General features: G+C 47.8%; 17 protein-coding genes. 15 read left to right on the plus strand and 2 right to left on the minus strand.

Going from position 1 to position 20,215, the window contains the following annotated elements:
* Window positions 1–62: 62 nt before the first annotated feature.
* From NSB28_RS16495 to ftsZ, 12 genes are all read left to right on the plus strand, one after another.
* Entirely contained in the window at window positions 63–1,007 is a 945-nt protein-coding gene (locus tag NSB28_RS16495; RefSeq protein ID WP_109624878.1) for a 2-hydroxyacid dehydrogenase, read from the plus strand.
* 471 nt (window positions 1,008–1,478) lie between these two features.
* Window positions 1,479–1,910, plus strand: coding sequence for a division/cell wall cluster transcriptional repressor MraZ (mraZ, locus tag NSB28_RS16500; RefSeq protein WP_109624877.1), 432 nt, complete (start codon window positions 1,479–1,481; stop codon window positions 1,908–1,910).
* A 15-nt stretch (window positions 1,911–1,925) separates the two neighbouring features.
* A complete protein-coding gene (gene rsmH, locus NSB28_RS16505; protein WP_109624876.1) occupies window positions 1,926–2,873 on the plus strand; it encodes a 16S rRNA (cytosine(1402)-N(4))-methyltransferase RsmH in 948 nt (315 codons plus the stop codon).
* Between the two features lie 64 nt (window positions 2,874–2,937).
* Complete coding sequence (locus NSB28_RS16510; RefSeq protein ID WP_109624875.1) at window positions 2,938–3,474, plus strand: hypothetical protein; 537 nt, start codon at window positions 2,938–2,940, stop codon at window positions 3,472–3,474.
* Between the two features lie 11 nt (window positions 3,475–3,485).
* Window positions 3,486–5,621, plus strand: coding sequence for a peptidoglycan D,D-transpeptidase FtsI family protein (locus tag NSB28_RS16515; protein WP_109624874.1), 2,136 nt, complete (start codon window positions 3,486–3,488; stop codon window positions 5,619–5,621).
* A 77-nt stretch (window positions 5,622–5,698) separates the two neighbouring features.
* Window positions 5,699–7,450, plus strand: coding sequence for a peptidoglycan D,D-transpeptidase FtsI family protein (locus tag NSB28_RS16520; RefSeq protein ID WP_109624873.1), 1,752 nt, complete (start codon window positions 5,699–5,701; stop codon window positions 7,448–7,450).
* A gap of 116 nt (window positions 7,451–7,566) precedes the next feature.
* Window positions 7,567–8,526 (plus strand): phospho-N-acetylmuramoyl-pentapeptide-transferase, encoded by a 960-nt coding sequence (gene mraY / locus NSB28_RS16525; RefSeq protein WP_109625264.1) that lies wholly within the window; start codon window positions 7,567–7,569, stop codon window positions 8,524–8,526.
* Between the two features lie 37 nt (window positions 8,527–8,563).
* A complete protein-coding gene (murD, locus tag NSB28_RS16530; protein WP_109624872.1) occupies window positions 8,564–9,919 on the plus strand; it encodes a UDP-N-acetylmuramoyl-L-alanine--D-glutamate ligase in 1,356 nt (451 codons plus the stop codon).
* A 21-nt stretch (window positions 9,920–9,940) separates the two neighbouring features.
* Entirely contained in the window at window positions 9,941–11,023 is a 1,083-nt protein-coding gene (locus tag NSB28_RS16535; RefSeq protein ID WP_109624871.1) for an FtsW/RodA/SpoVE family cell cycle protein, read from the plus strand.
* A 63-nt stretch (window positions 11,024–11,086) separates the two neighbouring features.
* Window positions 11,087–12,358: a UDP-N-acetylglucosamine 1-carboxyvinyltransferase gene (gene murA, locus NSB28_RS16540; protein WP_109624870.1), complete on the plus strand. Its 1,272-nt coding sequence runs from the start codon at window positions 11,087–11,089 to the stop codon at window positions 12,356–12,358.
* Between the two features lie 19 nt (window positions 12,359–12,377).
* On the plus strand, window positions 12,378–13,406 hold the full coding sequence (locus tag NSB28_RS16545) for a cell division protein FtsQ/DivIB (RefSeq protein ID WP_109624869.1): 1,029 nt from the start codon (window positions 12,378–12,380) through the stop codon (window positions 13,404–13,406).
* A 180-nt stretch (window positions 13,407–13,586) separates the two neighbouring features.
* A complete protein-coding gene (gene ftsZ / locus NSB28_RS16550; protein WP_109625263.1) occupies window positions 13,587–14,768 on the plus strand; it encodes a cell division protein FtsZ in 1,182 nt (393 codons plus the stop codon).
* A gap of 104 nt (window positions 14,769–14,872) precedes the next feature.
* On the opposite strand, the gene NSB28_RS16555 is transcribed toward ftsZ, so the two are convergent.
* Window positions 14,873–15,778, minus strand: coding sequence for an AraC family transcriptional regulator (locus tag NSB28_RS16555; RefSeq protein ID WP_109624868.1), 906 nt, complete (start codon window positions 15,776–15,778; stop codon window positions 14,873–14,875).
* Window positions 15,779–16,001: 223 nt separating this feature from the next.
* On the opposite strand from NSB28_RS16555, the gene NSB28_RS16560 reads away from it, so the two are divergent.
* The 3 genes from NSB28_RS16560 to galE all read left to right on the plus strand — a co-directional run bounded on the left by NSB28_RS16560 (window position 16,002) and on the right by galE (window position 19,126).
* Window positions 16,002–16,925 (plus strand): sugar phosphate nucleotidyltransferase, encoded by a 924-nt coding sequence (locus NSB28_RS16560; protein ID WP_109624867.1) that lies wholly within the window; start codon window positions 16,002–16,004, stop codon window positions 16,923–16,925.
* Window positions 16,926–16,928: 3 nt separating this feature from the next.
* Window positions 16,929–18,044 (plus strand): phosphotransferase enzyme family protein, encoded by a 1,116-nt coding sequence (locus tag NSB28_RS16565; RefSeq protein WP_109624866.1) that lies wholly within the window; start codon window positions 16,929–16,931, stop codon window positions 18,042–18,044.
* A 65-nt stretch (window positions 18,045–18,109) separates the two neighbouring features.
* A complete protein-coding gene (gene galE, locus NSB28_RS16570; RefSeq protein WP_109624865.1) occupies window positions 18,110–19,126 on the plus strand; it encodes a UDP-glucose 4-epimerase GalE in 1,017 nt (338 codons plus the stop codon).
* 90 nt (window positions 19,127–19,216) lie between these two features.
* On the opposite strand, the gene NSB28_RS16575 is transcribed toward galE, so the two are convergent.
* Window positions 19,217–20,113 (minus strand): shikimate dehydrogenase, encoded by an 897-nt coding sequence (locus NSB28_RS16575; RefSeq protein WP_109624864.1) that lies wholly within the window; start codon window positions 20,111–20,113, stop codon window positions 19,217–19,219.
* Between the last annotated feature and the right edge of the window lie 102 nt (window positions 20,114–20,215).

Raw genomic sequence — 20,215 nt, forward strand, 5'->3', positions numbered from 1 at the left:
AATAAGATGCAGGGGCTTTGCGTCATGCGCAGGTTCCAATTGAAATCAGGAGGATACGTTGGATGAAGATAGTTATTATTGAGCCGCTGGGTGTTGAAGAGAGGGAATTGATGGATATGGCGGCCGGGGTTCTGGGTACAGAGACAGAGGTCATTTATCACAATACCCGCACAACGGATACAGAGGAACTTATCAGGCGTGGGCAGGATGCAGATATCATTGCCCTTGGAAACCTGCCGTTTCCAGGAGAGGTTCTGGAAGGGTGTAAATGTCTGAAGATGCTCGCTGTGGCTTTTACGGGGGTGGACCATGTGGATATGGAATACTGCCGGGAAAAGGGCATCACTGTCTGCAATTGTGCGGGATATTCTAATACAGCAGTATCAGAGCTGGTATTTGGCTTAGTGCTCTCTCTGTACAGAAATCTGATCCCCTGTGACAGGGCAGTGAGGAATGGTGGGACTAAAGACGGACTCATAGGGGGAGAGCTGGAAGGCAGAACTATGGGCATAGTGGGGACAGGCGCCATTGGCAGGAGAGTGGCAGCGCTGGCACAGGCGTTTGGCATGAAGGTGATTGCATACAGCAGAACTCCGGGCAGAGTGGGGGAGATCCCTTATATGAGCCTGGAGGAGGTTATGAGACAGTCGGATATCATATCGCTCCACGTACCATTAAATGAGACGACAAGAGGTATGATCGGGGCCAGGGAAATATCCTGGATGAAAAAAACAGCAGTCCTTGTAAATACGGCGAGGGGACCAGTGGTGGATGGGGCAGCCCTTGCAAAAGCTTTGAAGGAAGGCCGGATCGCCGGTGCGGCAGTGGATGTTTTCGACACAGAGCCGCCTATCAGCCAGGAAGATCCGCTTGTACATGCCCCGAATACGATACTCACCCCGCATGTGGCGTTCGCCACAAGTGAGTCTATGGTGAAACGGGCCAGGATCGAATTCGAAAATATTGCAGCCTTTATAAAAGGCAATCCCGTCAACATCGTACATTGAATACAGGAAAGAACATGACAGGGCCGCTGCATTTTGCAGCGGCCCTGATTTCTGTCTGTGGATTGTGGATAAATCTTCCTGCTAAAATCCCCCCACTTTGCTCCACAGATTTTGATCATCCCCCACACCTCTCCACAGCATAAGGGTCCCTGCAAATGCGGGAAAAGCTCATTTGGTAGGCCCTGAAAGGGGCTCTACAACATCTGGTAGAGGCCAGGAAAATACTGGAAAAATCCCGGTTTCGCAAAAAATTCTTTTGGAAATTATTTTATTTTCCCCTTGTAATTTTCGGGGTTTTGGATTATTATAAACATACAAGTGGTGAGAAGTGGTGGATAGTGGTGGAAAATGGAGAACATGTGGAAACCATTTTCCGTATCCGCCGCAGATGCAGGACGAACACTCCGAGAGGAATGTCAGTGAAAATACTGAAGAGATGATGCTGTATCTGCTTGAAAGAAGGTATGATATATGTTTATGGGAGAATACAATCATACGATCGATACCAAAGGCAGACTGATTATCCCCTCCAAGTTCCGTGAAGAATTAGGAGAAGAATTTGTTGTTACAAAGGGATTGGATGGATGCTTATTTGTGTTTCCCGAACATGAGTGGAATACCTTCGAGGAAAAACTCAAATCCTTACCACTTACAAACAAAAGCGCAAGACAATTTTCACGTTTCTTCGTCGCGGGCGCAGCCCCGTGTGAAGTAGACAAGCAGGGGAGAATTCTCTTACCGGGTACACTGAGAGAATTTGCGGGTCTGGAAAAAGACGTGGTATTGACCGGCATGCTGAACAGAATCGAGATTTGGAGCAAAGTCAAGTGGGATGAAAATAACACTTACGATGATATGGATGACATCGCAGAGCAAATGTCGGATTTAGGATTGAGCATATAGCCTGGGGAGGACAATATGAATTTCAAACACAAATCTGTACTACTGGATGAAACCATTGAGGCTCTGAACATCAGGCCGGACGGAATATACGTGGACGGCACGCTGGGAGGCGGAGGCCATTCATATGAGATCTGCTCACATTTGTCGCAGAACGGAAGGTTGATTGGAATCGACCAGGATGCGGCAGCTATTGAAGCAGCGGCAAAGCGCTTAGGGGAGTTTAAAGATAAAGTAACTATCATTCGCAGCAATTACTGCGACATGAAAAAGGAACTGGACAACATACATGTGACATCTGTGGATGGAATCGTTTTGGATCTAGGTGTATCCTCCTACCAATTGGATACGGCAGACCGCGGGTTTACTTACAAAGTGGATGCTCCGCTTGATATGCGGATGGATCAGCGTCAGACGATGACGGCAAAGGACATTGTAAATAATTATAGTGAAATGGACCTTTACCGAATCATACGTGACTACGGGGAGGACAAGTTCGCTAAGAATATTGCCAAACACATTGTAAGTGCAAGACAAGAAAAAACATTGGAAACAACTGGGGAGTTAGTTAATGTTATAAAAGCGGCAATTCCAATGAAGATCCGTGCGGTAGGCGGACACCCAGCCAAAAAGACATTCCAGGCCATAAGAATAGAACTTAATAAAGAGCTGGAGGTTCTTTCGAATTCTCTGGATGATATGATAGAGCTTCTGAATGAGGGAGGGCGGATCTGTGTGATCACCTTCCATTCTTTAGAAGACAGGATAGTGAAAACAGCATTTAAGAAAAATGAGGATCCATGCACGTGTCCAAGGGATTTTCCGGTGTGTATATGCGGCAAGAAGTCAAAGGGCCGCGTTATCACAAGAAAACCCATCGTGCCGGGCGAGGAGGAGTTGGAGGAAAACGCACGGGCTAAAAGTGCAAAGCTCCGCGTATTTGAACGAGGAACAGGAGACTCTTAGGATCAGGCAGCATGGGCTGCCAGTGACGGGAACAGCACGTGCAAAGAGATAGGGGAGATTTTATATGGGCAGAACATCAGGCAGACCGGCCGGAAGAACTACGGGCGGCCAGCAAAGGACAAGTAGCAGGCGTTACCAGACAAGGACATATATAGATGGAAATACCGTCCGCACAGTAGAGACTGAAGTAAGGCCGAGACAGCAGCAGCCAAGAAAAGTACAGAAAGCCGTGAGGCCGGGAACCAGCAAAAGGACGCGCAGAAACAGGGAAAAGGCCCTGAAGATGGATCTCGGATACGTGGCATTTTTGGCTGTGGCAGCGTCTGTAAGCCTTTTTGTTTGTGTAAACTTCCTGCAGCTGCAGGCTGAAAGCACATCACACAGAAAGTCTGTAGCGAGTCTGACCAGTGAATACAGTGAGTTAAAGTTAGCAAATGATACCGAATACGAGAGAGCATTAGCTTCAGTTGATTTAGAGTACATCAAAGATGTGGCTATGAATAAGCTGGGCATGGTCTACGCAACCCAGGGACAGATCATCACTTATGACAGCCAGGCTTCTGACTATGTAAGGCAGTATGAAGATGTTCCCACAAAATAGGTGAGGTTTAAGTGGCTACAAGAAGAAAAACTAAAAAAAAGAGATTTACACACAAAATGCAAATAAAGCTTCTGGCTATATTTGCATTCGTTTTATTAGCACTTGCAATCATAAATATCAGGATTTCATATATTGCCAAGACCAGCGGTGACAAATATACAAAGCAGGTGCTGTCACAGCAGCAGTATGACAGCAGGACGATCCCCTTCAGGAGAGGGGAGATCAGGGACAGAAACGGCACGGTACTGGCAAAAAGTGAGAAGGTCTATAATCTGGTTCTGGACTGTTATGCAGTCAACCAGAAGGAAGATTACATTGAACCAACAGTCAGGGCTCTTGTCTCCACCATGGGACTGGACGAGTCAGAGGTGCGCAGCCGGCTCACAAGTGATGAGACGAAAGACAGCCAGTATCAGGTTTTGAAGCGCCAGGTGACAATTGAGGAAAAGCAGGCATATGAAGACTATGTATCCACGGATGCTGAAAAAAAGCTCACTGATGAACAGATCAAGGAGCGGAGGAACATTACGGGAATCTGGTTTGAGGAAAATTATATCAGAGAGTATCCCATGAGCACTGTGGCAAGTACAGTAGTTGGATTTTCCAATAACTTAAATGACGGCGTGAGCGGCCTGGAAGTCTGGTATTCAGATGTGTTAAACGGCGTGAACGGCCGTGAGTTCGGGTATTTGAACGAGGATTCTGAACTGCAGAGAACAATCATTGAGCCGACTAACGGAAACACACTTGTAATGTCTATTGATACAAATATCCAGCAGGTGGTGGAGAAGTATATCGCCCAATATGAAGCCGAGCACATGGATGGCCCCAGTGATGAGAACGCGGGGCATGGGGCAAAAAATGTAGGCGTTATCGTGGCTGACTGCAATACAGGCGAGATCCTGGCTATGGCTACAAATAAAGGCTATGACCTGAATGATCCTTTTGACCTGACAGGCTGGTACAGCGACACAGAAGTGGATAAGATGTCAGAGGAAGACCACAGTAAGGCTCTCAATGAGAGATGGGCCAATTTTACTGTCTCAGAAGCATTTGAGCCGGGGTCTACCATGAAACCGATCACGGTGTCATATGCACTGGACATCGGGGCAATAACAGATGATGAGTCTTATATGTGTGACGGCGGGGAACAGATAACTGACAGGTATATTAAATGTGATAATGTATGGGGGCATGGGATGGAATCCCTGAGTGATGTTATTATGAATTCCTGCAATGACGCCATCATGCAGATATCCATGAAGGTGGGGATAGGTAATTTCCTCCAATGTCAAGCGGAGTTTGGGTTTGGACTGAAGACAGGGATCGACCTGCCAAATGAAAATGCGGGTATCCTGTATACAAAGAATTCTATGCATGAGGTGGAGCTGGCCACAAATGCTTTTGGCCAGGGATTTACCTGCAGCATGATTCAGGAGCTGGCTGCATTTTCTACTGTTGTAAACGGCGGATATTATTACCAGCCTCATGTGGTCAGACAGGTGCTGGACCCCAGCGGCGGTGTGGCAAAGACGATTGATCCGGTAGTCCTGAGAAATCCTATCTCACAGCGCAGCTCATCACTCCTGAGGGATTACCTGGAGAAGGGTGTTTCTGAGGGAACTGGAAGGAGGGCGCGTGTACCGGGGTATCGTGTAGGCGGCAAGACAGGAACAGCCGAAAAACTTCCGAGAGAAAACGGCAAGTATGTGGTCTCCTTTATAGGAGCAGTGCCTATCAATGACCCTCAGGTTGTGTGCTATGTGGTTATTGATGAGCCAAATGTGGAAGACCAGACCTTTGGCGGCTTTCCTCAGATCATGTTCAGACAGATCATGACGGAAGTCCTTCCTTATATGAATATATATCCGACAGAGGAAATAACTGATGATCTGCTGAGTGAACTTGGCATAACTCAGGATGAGGCTCTCGCCGGAGGTAATGCCGTACAGAATGAGACACAAGAGACAAATGAAGACGGCACGCCCGTGGAAGGTGCAGGCAGCGGGGACGGTGTCCAGGGGGATCCGGAAAATCCAGTCGCCCAGCAGGATAACCTGCCAGGCCCGCCGGAGGCAAATGAGAATGCCCCTGTGGATGACGGGGCAGAGGGTGTCACTCCTGATGATCTTCAGTTAAACGAGTAATAAGAGATTGGATATAAATTAACATAACCTCATAAAAGCGAAAATACATTATAGTAAAGCTTTTATGAGGTTTTTTTATGCTGAATATCAAGACTTACCATAAAAAGAAAATCGTAGTGGTCTTCACGCTCTGTTTTGGCGTGCTCATTTTCCTTGTGGGCAGGCTGGGATATCTGATGCTTTTCCAGTCCGACTACTACAGCCAGAAAGCACAGGAGCTGCACGAGAGGGAGAGGGATATAAAGGCAGCCAGAGGGAAGATCATAGACGCTACGGGGAAGGTGCTGGCTACAAATAAGACGGTCTGCACCATATCAGTCATCCACAGCCAGCTGAAGGAGCCTGATAAGGTGGTTGAAGTTCTGTCTAAGGAGCTTGGGCTCTCAGAAGAAAAAGTGAGAAAGAGAGTGGAAAAGGTCACCTCGATCGAGCGTGTGATGACAAATGTGGAAAAAGAAGTGGGGGACCGTATCAGGGAATATGATCTGGCAGGGGTAAAAATCGATGAGGATTTTAAAAGGTATTATCCCCTGGATGATCTGGCCAGCAAGGTGCTGGGCTTTACAGGAAGTGATAACCAGGGGATCGTGGGCCTGGAGGTACAGTATGAGGATGTATTAAAGGGGGATGACGGGCAGATCCTGACAATGACAGATGCAAGAGGCGTAGAACTGCCGGACGCAGGGGAAGGGCGTCTTGAGCCGGTGGCGGGGAATGACCTGTACATAAGCCTGGACAGCAACATCCAGAAATATATAGAACAGGAAGCCCTGAAGGTAAAAGAACAAAAAAGCGCTGACAGCGTTTCAGTCATTGTAATGCGTCCGTCCAACGGGGAGATCCTGGGAATGACAAATGTGCCGGAATTTAACCTGAATGAACCGTTTACACTGAATGTAGATTCTTCATCAATGTCGGACAAGGAAAAGCAGGATGCCCTGAACCAGATGTGGAGGAACGGGTGCATTAACGACACATACGAGCCGGGATCTACTTTTAAGATCATCACAGCGGCAGCAGGGCTGGAGGAGGGGGTGGTCAGCCTGAATGACCAGTTTTCCTGTCCTGGATTCAAGATTGTGGAAGACAGGAGGATCCACTGCCACAAGAGAGCCGGACATGGGGCTGAGACGTTTCTGCAGGGAGCCATGAACTCCTGCAACCCTGTTTTTATTGAAGTGGGGCTGAGACTTGGAGTGGACAATTATTTTAAGTATTTTGAACAGTTCGGCCTGATGGATAAAACAGGGATAGACCTGCCCGGTGAAGCCGGGACCATCATGCACAAAAAGGAGAATGTGGGAGAAGTAGAGCTGGCGACAATCTCATTCGGGCAGTCATTTCAGATCACACCGATCCAGCTGGCAGCCACAGCCGCCTCCATAGTGAACGGGGGGAAGAGGATAACGCCGCACTTTGGCGTAGAGGTGCGTGACCAGGATAACGCGCTGGTAGAGGTATGCCAGTATCCTGTGGGGGACCAGATCATATCTGAAGAGACATCGAAGACTATGCAGTATATCCTGGAAAACGTAGTTGACGGTGGATCAGGAAAAAATGCTTACATCGAGGGATATCATATCGGGGGCAAGACGGCCACCTCCCAGACCCTGCCCCGAAGCGCCAACAAATATATATCATCCTTTGTGGGATTTGCACCCATGGATGATCCCCAAGTGCTGGTTCTGCTAATTATCAATAATCCCCAGGGAGTCTACTATGGAGGTACGATAGCGGCTCCTGTTGTAAAAGAGATATTTTCCAACATCCTTCCCTATCTGGGAGTTGAAAGAGATCCTGTAACAGAGGCAGAGAGTGAGACGAATTAATAGTTGAATAATAAAGCAAAAAGCTATATACTAATAACAAGTATGTCCGGACGCAGGAGGGGTTTGTAAGGCCTGCGTCCGGATAAAATGAAGAAAATAAGAGGTGTGAAATGATAATAGGTACAGAAGTGATAATCCCATTGTTAGTGGCATTTGCGATCAGCGTGGCATTAAGCCCGTTTGTGATTCCATTCCTGAGGAAGCTCAAAGTAGGGCAGACAGAGAGAAAAGAAGGCGTGCAGTCCCATCTGAAAAAGGCAGGAACGCCTACCATGGGAGGGCTGATCATTCTGATAAGCATCCTGGTGACATCCCTGTTTTTTATTGGAGATTACCCGCAGATCATACCGGTCCTGTTTCTGACACTGGGATATGGTATCATCGGTTTTCTGGATGACTACCTGAAGGTAGTCTTAAAGAGGTCTGATGGTCTTATGCCTATGCAGAAAATGATCGGCCAGATAGTAGTAGCCACTATTTTTCTGGTATACCTGCTGATTGCAGACAGAGACAGCCTGTCTATCCTGATCCCCTTCAGCGGCGGAGAGTATTTTGACAGCCTCTGGCTGGCAGTACCCATGCTTTACATAGCAGTGCTGGGGACAGTGAACGGCGTGAACTTTACAGATGGTCTTGATGGACTTGCTACAGGCGTGACCACTATGGTGGCAGTATTTTTTACGATCGTTTCCATTGCGCTTGGGGGAGGGATACAGCCTATCACAGCGGCAGTTGCAGGCGCCCTGCTTGGATTCCTGCTCTTTAACGTGCATCCGGCCCAGGTATTTATGGGCGATACGGGATCTCTCGCCCTTGGGGGATTTGTCTCAGGATGTGCCTATATGCTTAAGATGCCCTGGATCATACTGATCGTGGGTCTGATATATCTTGTTGAAGTGATCTCCGTAATGCTTCAGGTCACTTATTTTAAAAAAACAGGCGGAAAGAGACTGTTTAAAATGGCCCCTATCCACCATCATTTTGAGCTGTGCGGATGGTCTGAGACAAGAGTAGTAGCTGTCTTTACAGTCATCACGGCCCTGCTCTGCCTGGTGGGGCTTGTGATCTTATCCTAAGATACTGAACAGTTGCGAAAACAGGAGGAATAAGGAAGTGGAATTAAAAGGGAAAAAAGTTCTTGTGTACGGCACCGGAAAAAGCGGCATCGGTGCGGCAGAACTTCTGGAAAAGGTGCAGGCGCAGCCTGTGCTGTTTGATGAAAATGATAAGCTGACTCTTGAGGATGTAAAGTCAAAGCTCCCTGCAGACAGCCATGCAGGTGTGATACTTGGAAAATTAAAAGAAGATGAGCTGGATCAGTTCGACCTGTGCATCATGAGCCCGGGAGTGCCTACAGACCTGCCCCTGGTAAATGAGATCAGGAGCAGGGGGATCAGGATCTGGGGAGAAGTGGAGCTGGCGTATGAGAACAGTAAAGGGGATGTTCTGGCTATAACAGGCACAAACGGAAAAACCACCACGACCAGCCTTTTGGGGGATATCATGAGGCAGCATACGTCATCTGTATATGTGGTGGGAAATATAGGGAACCCCTATACCGACATAGCTCTTAAGACCGGGGAGGATACCGTGACAGTGGCCGAGATCAGCAGCTTCCAGCTGGAGACTATTGAAAAATTCAGGCCAAAGGTAAGCGCCATATTAAATATTACCCCGGATCATCTCAACCGCCATCACACCATGGAGGAATACATAAGGGTAAAGGAGAGCATCACTGTAAACCAGACAGAGGAAGATACCTGCGTGCTCAATTATGAGGATGACGTCCTCCGTGAGTTTGGTAAAAATGTGAAGGCAGAAGTAATATTTTTCAGCAGCCTGCGTACATTAGAGAAGGGCCTATATCTGAAAGACGGCAGCATCATGTATAACAGCGGGACAGAAGAGACAGAAGTCTGCAGGACATCAGAGCTGAATATCCTGGGACGCCATAACCATGAAAATGTAATGGCAGCCGTGGGGATGGCTCTGGCATATGGTGTGCCTCTGGAGGAGATCAGGCGTGCTGCCAGGCAGTTCAAAGCTGTGGAGCACAGGATCGAATTTGTAGAGGAAAAGAACGGAGTCGCTTATTATAATGACTCCAAAGGGACGAATCCCGATGCGGCCATAAAGGGAATACAGGCCATGGACCGCCCCACAGTCCTCATCGGAGGAGGATATGACAAAGGTTCTTCCTATGAGGAATGGATCAGGTCTTTTGACGGGAAAGTCAGGAAGCTGGTGCTTCTGGGCGAGACGAAGGAGAAAATAGCAGAAGCCGCCAATAAGTGCGGATTTACAGATATAATATTTGCAGAAACCTTAGAGGAAGCAGTTGATATCTGCGCAGGGGAGGCAAGGACGGGGGATGCCGTTCTGCTCTCACCGGCATGTGCCAGCTGGGATATGTTCCCGAGCTATGAAGTCAGGGGACAGATGTTTAAAGAGTATGTGAGAAAGCTTTAAAACCTTTAAGGAGTGGATGCCATGAACAAAGCAGTGAAAAAGCAGGATTACACCCTTCTGATAATAGTGCTCTTTCTCGTAGGCTTTGGGCTGGTGACACTCTACAGCACGAGCGCATGGAATGGGCAGGTCAAATTCGATGACGCTGCCTATTATTTTAAGAAGCAGCTGTTTGCCACCATTCTGGGGGTGGCAGCCATGTACATGATCTCCTGTATGGATTACCACATTTTTATAAAGCTGGCAATTCCGGGTTATATTGTGTCCCTGGCTCTTTCGGGAGCCGTGCTGCTGGTCGGGGATTCCTATAACGGCTCTAAGCGCTGGCTGTCCCTGGGGCCTCTATCGTTTCAGCCGGCAGAGTTTGCTAAGCTGGCTGTTATTTTATTTCTGGCCTACATGATCAGCAGCCAGAAGAAAAAGCACAAGAATTTTTTTGTCATGTGTATGGTAATGGTGCTGGTGCTTCCCATCGTGGCTCTTGTGGGAACAAATAACCTGAGTACTGCTATCATTATACTGGGAATCGCAGTGATCATGGTCTTTATATCGAATCCCAGGTATCTCCCCTTCATATGGGTGGGAGGAGGAGGAATAGGATTCATCGGGATATTCCTCAGTATGGAGTCATACAGGCTGGAGAGGCTGGCCATCTGGAAAAATCCGGAGGCTTATGAGAAAGGATATCAGACAATACAGGGTCTGTATGCCATAGGTTCCGGAGGCCTCTTCGGCAAGGGGCTGGGGGAGAGCATCCAGAAGCTGGGGTTTGTACCTGAAGCCCAGAATGACATGATATTTTCCATTATCTGCGAAGAGCTTGGCCTGGCAGGCGCTGCTATACTGATCATTGTTTTTATGGTGCTTATATGGAGGTTTATGGTGGTGGCCACACATGCCCAGGATCTTTTCGGAGCGCTGGTGGCTGCGGGAGTCATGGGACATATAGCCATCCAGGTCATGCTGAATGTGGCTGTTGTCACCAACACGATACCCAATACAGGGATCACGCTTCCTTTTATCAGCTATGGAGGCACTTCGGTACTTTTTCTCCTGGCTGAGATGGGGCTGGTCTTGAGCGTGAGCAGATGGCAGAAATCTTAATGCGCAAAATCATTTCTCCTGCATATAATAGGATATAGGGCTGAAATTTGGAGGAGACATACGTTGTGTATTGAAGTTCAGGGCGGCCATGCGCTGCACGGGGAAATCTGTATTCAGGGATCTAAAAATGCCGCTCTGCCTATTATCGCCGGAGCGCTGCTGCATGATGGAATTACCGTACTCCATAATTGTCCAAGAATACTGGATGTTATGTATATGGTTCAGATACTTAGAGAGATGGGCTGCCGGGCTGAATTTGAAGGAAGCAGCCTGAGGATTGACGCCAGCGGGACAGATTCTTATACAGTTCCGTTTGGATGCGCATCCATGATGCGCTGTTCCATTGTACTGCTGGGGAGTCTGCTGGGAAGGTTTAAGAGGGCTGTCCTTCCGTATCCGGGAGGCTGTACCATAGGTGCCAGGCCCATAGACCTGCATCTGGATGCTCTGAGGAAGATGAACGCTTCCATTGAAGAAGAGGGAGAAGTCCTGAATGCATGGACAGCAAGGCTGACCGGGACAAAAGTGAACCTGGCATTTCCAAGTGTGGGAGCCACGGAAAATGCGGTTTTGGCTGCAGTGCTGGCCAGGGGTGAGACAGAGATCATTAATGCGGCGAGAGAGCCGGAGATACAGCAGCTTTGTGAATTTTTGACAGCAAAAGGGGCAAGGATAACAGGGACCGGAACAGGGCATCTGAAGATCCGGGGCGTGGAAAGCCTGACGGACAGTGAATATGAGCTGATGCCTGACAGGATAGTCACTGGAACATATCTGCTGGCAGCCGCGGCCACAAGGGGAAGTATCGTCATAGAGAAGGCTCCTGTTGACCAGCTGGATTCTTTTCTTGATATTTTGAAGGAAGCGGGAGGCAGGTACCGGCTGGAGGAGCCGCCCGGCAAAGGAAGCCATCCCATGCTTATTTTTGAAGGAAAAGATGCCTGCCTTCCTGTGAGGGAGGTGGAGACGGCCGTATATCCGGGATTTCCCACGGATCTGCAGTCACCTCTTATGGCAGTTCTGGCAAAGGCGGAAGGGGAGAGCGTGATCCGGGAGAATGTGTTTGAAAACAGGTTCCAGTCTGCGGAGCTGTTAAATGCCATGGGAGCCAGGATCAGTACGGCGGGACGCACTGCAAGGATAACGGGAGTGAAAGAACTATATGGGAAGACTGTGAGTGCGCCTGACCTCAGAGGCGGAGCTGCACTTGTGATCGCCGGCCTGTGCGCGAGAGGAAGTACTGTCATCTCGAACGAACATTTCATTGGCCGGGGATATGAAGACATAACAGGCGATTTAAGAAAGCTGGGTGCAAAGATCTGGCGGACGGATTAAAAAGGACACAGGTGATAGTGTGAAAGAGATACGTTATAAAAAGAAGAAAAATAAGAAGCTGATAGCGGCAGGGGTGCTGCTGGGCGCAGTCCTGCTGGCGCTGTTGGTCGTATTCGGGCTTTTTCATATACAGGAAGTGGTCGTGGAAGGAAATGAGCACTACACAAGCCAGGAAATCCAGGATATGATATTAGATGAGCCGATGTGTACAAATTCAATATACCTGATGTGGAAGTATAGTCATGACACTGAGGCGGGGAGCAGGTTTCCATTTCTGAATGATGTGGAAGTGGAAATGATATCCCCATTTAAAATAAAGATCCGGGTCTACGAAAAAATAGAGCTGGGGTATCTGAAGAATGGTGAGAAATACGCATATTTTGACAAGGATGGGACTATCGTTGAGAACTCAACCGAGCTCCATGAAAATGTACCTCTTGTGACAGGAGCCTCACCCAAGGGTCTGACCCTTTACCAGAAGATGGAGTTCGAGGATGAGAAGCAGTTAAAAGCGCTGCTGGGAGTGGCTGTGCATCTGAGCAAAAATGAACTGATACCGGATGAGATACGCTTCGGTGAGGATCAGAAGATCACTCTGGTTTTTGGCAAAATACGCGTATATCTTGGGGCTAACCAGTATGTGGAAGAAAAAATATCACATTTAAAGGCAATTTTTCCGAATCTGAGTGATTTAGAAGGCGGCCTGCACATGGAGAATTTTACTGACGCCACGAATACAGTCACATTCAAAAAGGGAGAGAAAGATCCCGCTGAGACAGAGAGCCGGAAGGCAGGCGAGGTAAAGCCGGAGGGTGAGAGCGAGGGAGAATCTGAATCAGAGAGTGAGATTGAGACAAGCCCCCAGAAGAAATTTGTGGAAGATCCGAACGCATTCAGTACAGATGCAGAAGGAAATAAAATATATACAGATCCTTTGGGGAATACTACGGACAGGACAGATTCTTACAATTATGTGGATGATAATGGTGAGATCATTATGGATGGCTATGGATATATTGATCCATATACAGGCGCATATATTAACTAAATATGAAGAATTTTTAAAAAATAGTTGCAATTTCAAATTAAGGCTTGATTAATTGCGAAAAAAACTATATGATATAAGAAATACGGTTAAATACTGGTAGTAGTATGCTCAGAACTGTAAAATTAAAATATCGGTAGATTGTTACAGGTACAGAAGGAGGAAATACCCTTGTTAGAGATTATGACGAATGAAGCTGAATCTTCAGCGAAGATTATAGTAATAGGCGTGGGTGGCGCAGGCAACAACGCAGTAAATAGAATGGTGGAAGAGACTATCGGAGGTGTAGAGTTTATCGGTGTAAATACTGATAAGCAGGCGTTGTCACTCTGCAAAGCTCCGACTACTATACAGATCGGTGAGAAGCTTACGAAAGGACTTGGAGCAGGAGCACAGCCTACAGTTGGACAGCAGGCTGCTGAGGAGAGTTCTGAGGATCTGAAGCAGGCAATGCAGGGCGCCGATATGGTATTTGTTACCTGCGGTATGGGCGGCGGAACAGGTACAGGCGCTGCTCCCGTCGTAGCAGGGATCGCCAAAGAGATGGGTATTCTGACTGTAGGTGTAGTTACAAAGCCGTTTCGTTTTGAAGCAAAGACACGTATGAATAATGCTCTTGCAGGCATCGAGAAGCTGAAAGAGAATGTTGATACGCTTATCGTTATTCCAAATGACAAGCTTCTGGAGATCGTGGACAGAAGGACAACAATGCCTGAGGCATTGAGAAAAGCTGATGAGGTTCTTCAGCAGGCAGTACAGGGCATCACAGACCTGATCAATCTGCCGGCGCTTATCAATCTGGACTTCGCAGATGTTCAGACTGTCATGACTAATAAAGGCATCGCCCATATCGGTATTGGACAGGCCAAAGGCGATGACAAGGCTATGGAAGCTGTTAAGCAGGCAGTATCCAGCCCGCTTCTGGAGACAACTATTGAGGGAGCTTCCCATGTCATCATTAATATTTCCGGTGATATTTCCCTTATGGATGCTAATGATGCGGCAAGCTATGTTCAGGAACTGGCCGGCGAAGATGCAAATATTATCTTTGGCGCTATGTACGATGATACATATGCAGACGAAGCAAGCATAACAGTCATCGCTACAGGACTTGATACAGCAACAGCCACACAGCCTTCAGTGAGCAAAAAGATAGTTCCGGAATTCCCGAACTACCCGAAGCACGAGGAGGAAGCTCCGGCCGTTCAGCCTTTCAGAAGGACAACTACTCCGTTTAATCCTTCAGGAAGCGCAGCCCAGAGCAGGCCTCAGCAGCAGTCTTCTTCAATGGGCAGACTGAGGACACCTGAGAGCAACGTGCAGGAGAGAAGCATTCAGATACCGGATTTCTTAAAGAGAAGATAAATTTCTAAGTGATAGAGAATTATAACTGACGATAAAGCCAGGAGTACTGTAAAAACAGTACTCCTGGCTTTTGCAATGCACTTTTTGAGATTCACAAAAAATATTTACAAGATATCTTTTTGAGGCTCTGAGAGGACTTTTATGCTGGAGGCATACTCCGTGGGGGTCATGCCGGTGATCTTCTTAAACTGCCTGCTGAAGTAATGTATAGATGTATATCCCAGGGCATCTGCTATCTGGGTAAAATTCATCTGCTGTTCCCGGATGAGCTGTTTGGCGGCTTTGATCTTCAGCCGGGAGAAATAGTCGATGATGCCGCACCCGTTTCTGGACTGGAAGAGCTTCTGCAGCTGTGAGCGGCCTGTCAGGTTGTCATGGCAGATCTTCTCGATAGTGAGCTGCCTTGTGATATTGGCGTCCAGATATTCCAGTATCCTCTGGTAAGTCTCTCCATCCTTCTTCTGGGGGTTTTCACGGTGCACCTGCGGACCCGGCGCCAGAGTATTATAGCGGCGGTAGAGCTGTATCAGAAGGTGCTCCAGATACAGGCCTATCATCTGCTCAGAGCCAAAGCCCTGATCCTGCCGTCTTTTCAGTTCAGTGAGGTAAGGGTCGTCAAGGCGCGAGGAAAAAGCCTGCCGTGCCTCTGTTATGATGGAGGCAAGCAGATTCTTCTCGGCCTCCCCGACTGTCACTATCCTGTTCTCAAAAAAGGACATGGCGGGTGAACAGCAGCAGAAGCTCATGACTACCAGGTTGGGAGCGATGACTCCGTTGGCACGGACATTGTGGAATTCATTGGGCTTGTGGAAGATGAGCTGGCCCTTTCTGAGGGTGATCTCTGTATCCTGGGCAGTCACTGTTATCTCACCCTTGTCCACACAGAGTATTTCCCAGAAGTTATGCCTCTCCCCCGGAAAATTAAAATCATTCATATATTCAAAATAATGTACGGATACGACCGCCTCTACACGGAATTCCTGTCTTAATTCAATTTTCCTGTAATCCATGTGGATCTCCTTTGCTTATCTGATGCAACTGTGAAGGCACTTAATATTTACTAATAAGTTTACTATAACAGATGACAAAAATGCAATCAAAAAATGCAGATTGTGCAAAAGCAGTGTAAAATAAGATAAATACAATTCCCGGTATTTATAATATTATAAAACATAGCAAATGCAGGATGGACTAAAAAGTTTGAGGATCATGCAGAAAATTAGGAGGATGTATATGAAAAAACCAGTATTAGTGATTATGGCAGCAGGAATGGGAAGCCGTTACGGCGGATTAAAACAGATCGACCCCATAGACAGTGAGGGCCACATGATCATTGATTTCTCAATCTACGATGCTGTGCAGGCAGGATTTGAGAAAGTGGTATTCATTATAAAAAAAGAAAACGAAAAGGACTTCAGGGAGACTGTAGGCGACAGGATAGAAAAAAATGTGGAAGTTGCCTATGTGTATCAGGAGCTTACTAATCTGCCGGAGGGCTTTGAAGTGCCGGAAGGCAGGGTGAAGCCTTTTGGGACCGGCCATGCCATCCTTTCCTGCCAGGGAACAGTAGACGGTCCTTTTGCCGTGATCAATGCAGATGACTATTATGGAAAAGATGCATACAAGATGATCTATGATTACCTTGTCTCGCATGAGGATGATGACAAGTACAGATATGCCATGGTTGGCTATATCCTGGAGAATACCCTGACAGACAACGGCCATGTGGCCAGGGGAGTGTGCGAGACAGATGAGAACCATTTCCTGACTGATATCCATGAGCGCACCCACATCGAGAAAAAAGACGGAGGTGCAGCGTACACAGAGGATGACGGGGCTACATGGACACAGCTTCCTCTGGATTCCACAGTTTCCATGAATCTCTGGGGATTCTCGGAGAGTCTGCTGGGGGAATTAAAGGATCGCTTCGTAAAGTTCCTTAAAGAGAACCTTCCGGTAAATCCGCTGAAGTGTGAATATTTCCTGCCGTTTGTAGTCAATGAGCTGCTCGAGGAGAACAAGGCTACTGTAGAGGTCCTCAAGTCTGCAGACAAATGGTACGGTGTAACATATAAGGAAGATAAGCAGTTTGTTGTGGATGCTATTAAAAAGATGAAAGAAGAGGGGCTGTATCCGAAGCACCTCTGGGGGGAGTAAGAGATGGAATTTGAAAGCAGGGTACCTGGGATTGAAGAGGCTGCAGGGGCGTTCCTTTTGGAAGGGGATCCCTTTATCTGCAGGCCGTATGGAAGCGGCCACATCAATACTACATTCCGTGTCAGCTGCCGTCTGGGAGATGGCAGCCACAGACACTACATTCTTCAGCAGATGAATAAAAATGTGTTCACTAAGCCGGACCAGCTGATGGAAAATGTGGTGGGGGTCACCACATTTCTGAGGAAGAAGATCATTGAGCAGGGAGGAGATCCGGACAGGGAGACGCTTAATATTATAAAGACCAAGGCAGGAAAAAATTATTTTGTGGACAGCCTGGACGGATACTGGAGAGTTTACCAGTTCATCGAGGATGCGTTCAGCTATGACCTGGTTGAAAAGCCGGATGATTTCTACCAGAGCGCCCTGGCCTTTGGAAATTTCCAGCACCTGCTGGCAGACTATCCCGCAGCCACTCTTCATGAGACTATAGAAGGATTCCATGATACGGCCGCCAGATTTGAGGCGTTTAAAAAAGCAGCGGCAGCTGATGTTATGGGAAGGGCGGCAGGCGTGCAGGAGGAGATCAGGTTCGTTATGGAAAATGAGATCTATACTCACGTGCTCGGTGATCTGCTGGCGAAAAAAGAGCTTCCACTGAGAGTTACCCACAATGATACTAAGCTGAACAATGTCATGATTGACAAGGCTACAGGAAAAGGACTGTGCGTCATAGACCTTGATACAGTCATGCCCGGCCTTTCAGTCAATGACTTCGGTGATTCTATTCGCTTTGGAGCCAGCACTGCCCTGGAGGATGAGCAGGACCTGAGCAAAGTAAGCTGCAGTATGGAGCTTTTTGAAGTCTACACGAAAGGATTTATGGAAGGCTGCCATGGCAGCCTCACAGAGAAAGAGACAGAGATGCTGCCAATGGGAGCCCTGGTGATGACGCTGGAATGCGGCATGCGTTTTCTGGCTGATTATCTTTCAGGTGATACATATTTTAAGATCCACAGGGAAAAACATAATCTGGACAGAGCCAGGACTCAGTTTAAGCTGGTCAGCGATATGAAGGAAAAATGGGAAACTATGAAAGAAATAGTTGCCAAGTGCCGTTAGGTGGAGTATAATAAACAAAAAACATGTAACAAACCAAAATTATTGTTTTAAAGGAGGAGTTTCTCATGGCAATTTTAGTAACAGGCGGAGCAGGATACATAGGAAGCCATACTTGCATAGAACTTATGAATGCCGGATATGATGTGGTTGTAGTTGACAATTTATATAACTCCAGTGAAAAAGCTTTAGAGAGGGTTGAACAGATTGCAGGCAGGAAGGTAAAATTCTACAAAGCTGATATCCTGGACAGGGATGCTTTAAATAATATATTTGACAATGAGCAGATAGACTCAGTTATTCATTTCGCCGGCCTGAAGGCTGTAGGCGAATCAGTGGCAAAGCCCCTTGAATATTACCACAATAATATGACAGGCACATTTATCCTCTGCGATGTCATGAGAAATCATGGTGTTAAGAATATTATTTTCAGCTCCTCCGCAACAGTTTACGGTGATCCGGCTTTCATACCTATCACAGAGGAATGCCCGAAGGGAAAGATCACAAATCCCTATGGACAGACAAAGGGAATGCTGGAGCAGGTGCTGACTGATCTGCACACAGCTGATCCTGAATGGAACGTGGTGCTCCTGCGCTACTTTAATCCTATCGGTGCTCATAAGAGCGGGCTTATCGGGGAGGACCCGAAGGGAATCCCGAATAATCTTGTGCCATACATCGCGCAGGTGGCTGTAGGCAAGCTGGAATCCCTGGGTGTATTTGGAAATGATTATGATACGCCGGATGGTACAGGCGTCCGCGACTACATCCATGTAGTTGACCTGGCAGTGGGTCATGTGAAAGCGCTCAAAAAGCTTGAGGATAAGTCAGGCGTAAGTATATATAACCTGGGGACAGGCGTCGGATACAGTGTGCTGGATGTGGTGCACGCTTTTGAAAAAGCATGTGGCAAGGAAATCAAATATCAGATAAAGCCGCGCCGCCCGGGCGATATTGCAACCTGCTATTCAGATGCCACTAAGGCAAAAGAAGAGCTGGGCTGGGTAGCCGAGAGAGGGATCGATGAGATGTGCGAGGATTCCTGGAGATGGCAGAGCAATAATCCAAATGGATATAATGATTAAAGACAGCAGCAGCTGTTGAGAGAGACTGTACTATTTGACAAAAGGATGTGCCCGGGGTGAGTATACACGGAGCACATCCTTTTGCTGGTTTTAAAAGAATTTATTTCTGATGAGATCAACAGGCATATCTCTGCCTGTCCAGAGACGGAAAGCTTCGGCTCCCTGGAAGAGGAGCATGTATAATCCGTTAAAGGTCTGGCAGCCTGCCTCTTCTGCCATCAGCATAAGACGTGTTGTGCGCGGGTTATAGATGATGTCGGACACAATGAGGTCAGGATGCAGCAGGGAGGGATCCTCCAGAATACATCCCTGTGTATCAGGAGTCATTCCGCAGGAGGTGGCGTTTGTGAGGATACGGCTGCTTTCCAGGCAGGTTTTCAGGGAGGCAGTGTCCGCCGTATCATAGAGGCTGGCACTGCAGCCTGTACTCCTGTTTATGGAGTCAGCCAGTTTTGCTGCCCTGTCCCAGGAGCGGCCGCGGCGGCAGAAGAGGTTAATATTCTTAACGCCGTCAAGTGCTGCCTGTACAGCGATGGCAGTGGCGGCGCCTCCGGCCCCGAAGAGCGTCATTGTCTGGTCCGTGATATCAAAGCCGGCCGCCTTTACTGCCTGCATGTATCCGATTCCGTCGGTATTGCAGCCTGTCAGTATGCCGTCATCGTTGATGACTGTATTTACCGCGCCGATCATGCTGGCGGCGGGTGAGAGCTTGTCACAGAGAGGGCACATGGCTGTCTTGTCAGGCATAGTGCAGTTAAAGCCCCGCACACCTATGGTCTTCAGGCCTTCAACGGCAGTTTTCAGTTCAGCCTCACCCACATCAAAGCACAGATAGACGTAATCAAGGCCAAGCTGCCGGAATGCTTCATTGTGCATAAGGGGTGAGATACTGTGGATCACGGGGCGGCCCAGAAGGCCCGTGAGGCGGGTGTGGCCCGTAATGGGAACAGGCGCACAGGCCTGATCATCTGAAGTAGTTTTTGTCATTTGGTTTCTCCTTGTATGTTGCAGGTAAGTGATTCTTTGCAATATATCTTAAGGGATGGAACCTTTTGTGTCAAGAAAAAGAGAAATGGACTTTATCACATT

It is taken from the genome of Murimonas intestini (assembly GCF_024622195.1).
GTDB lineage: Bacteria > Bacillota > Clostridia > Lachnospirales > Lachnospiraceae > Murimonas > Murimonas intestini.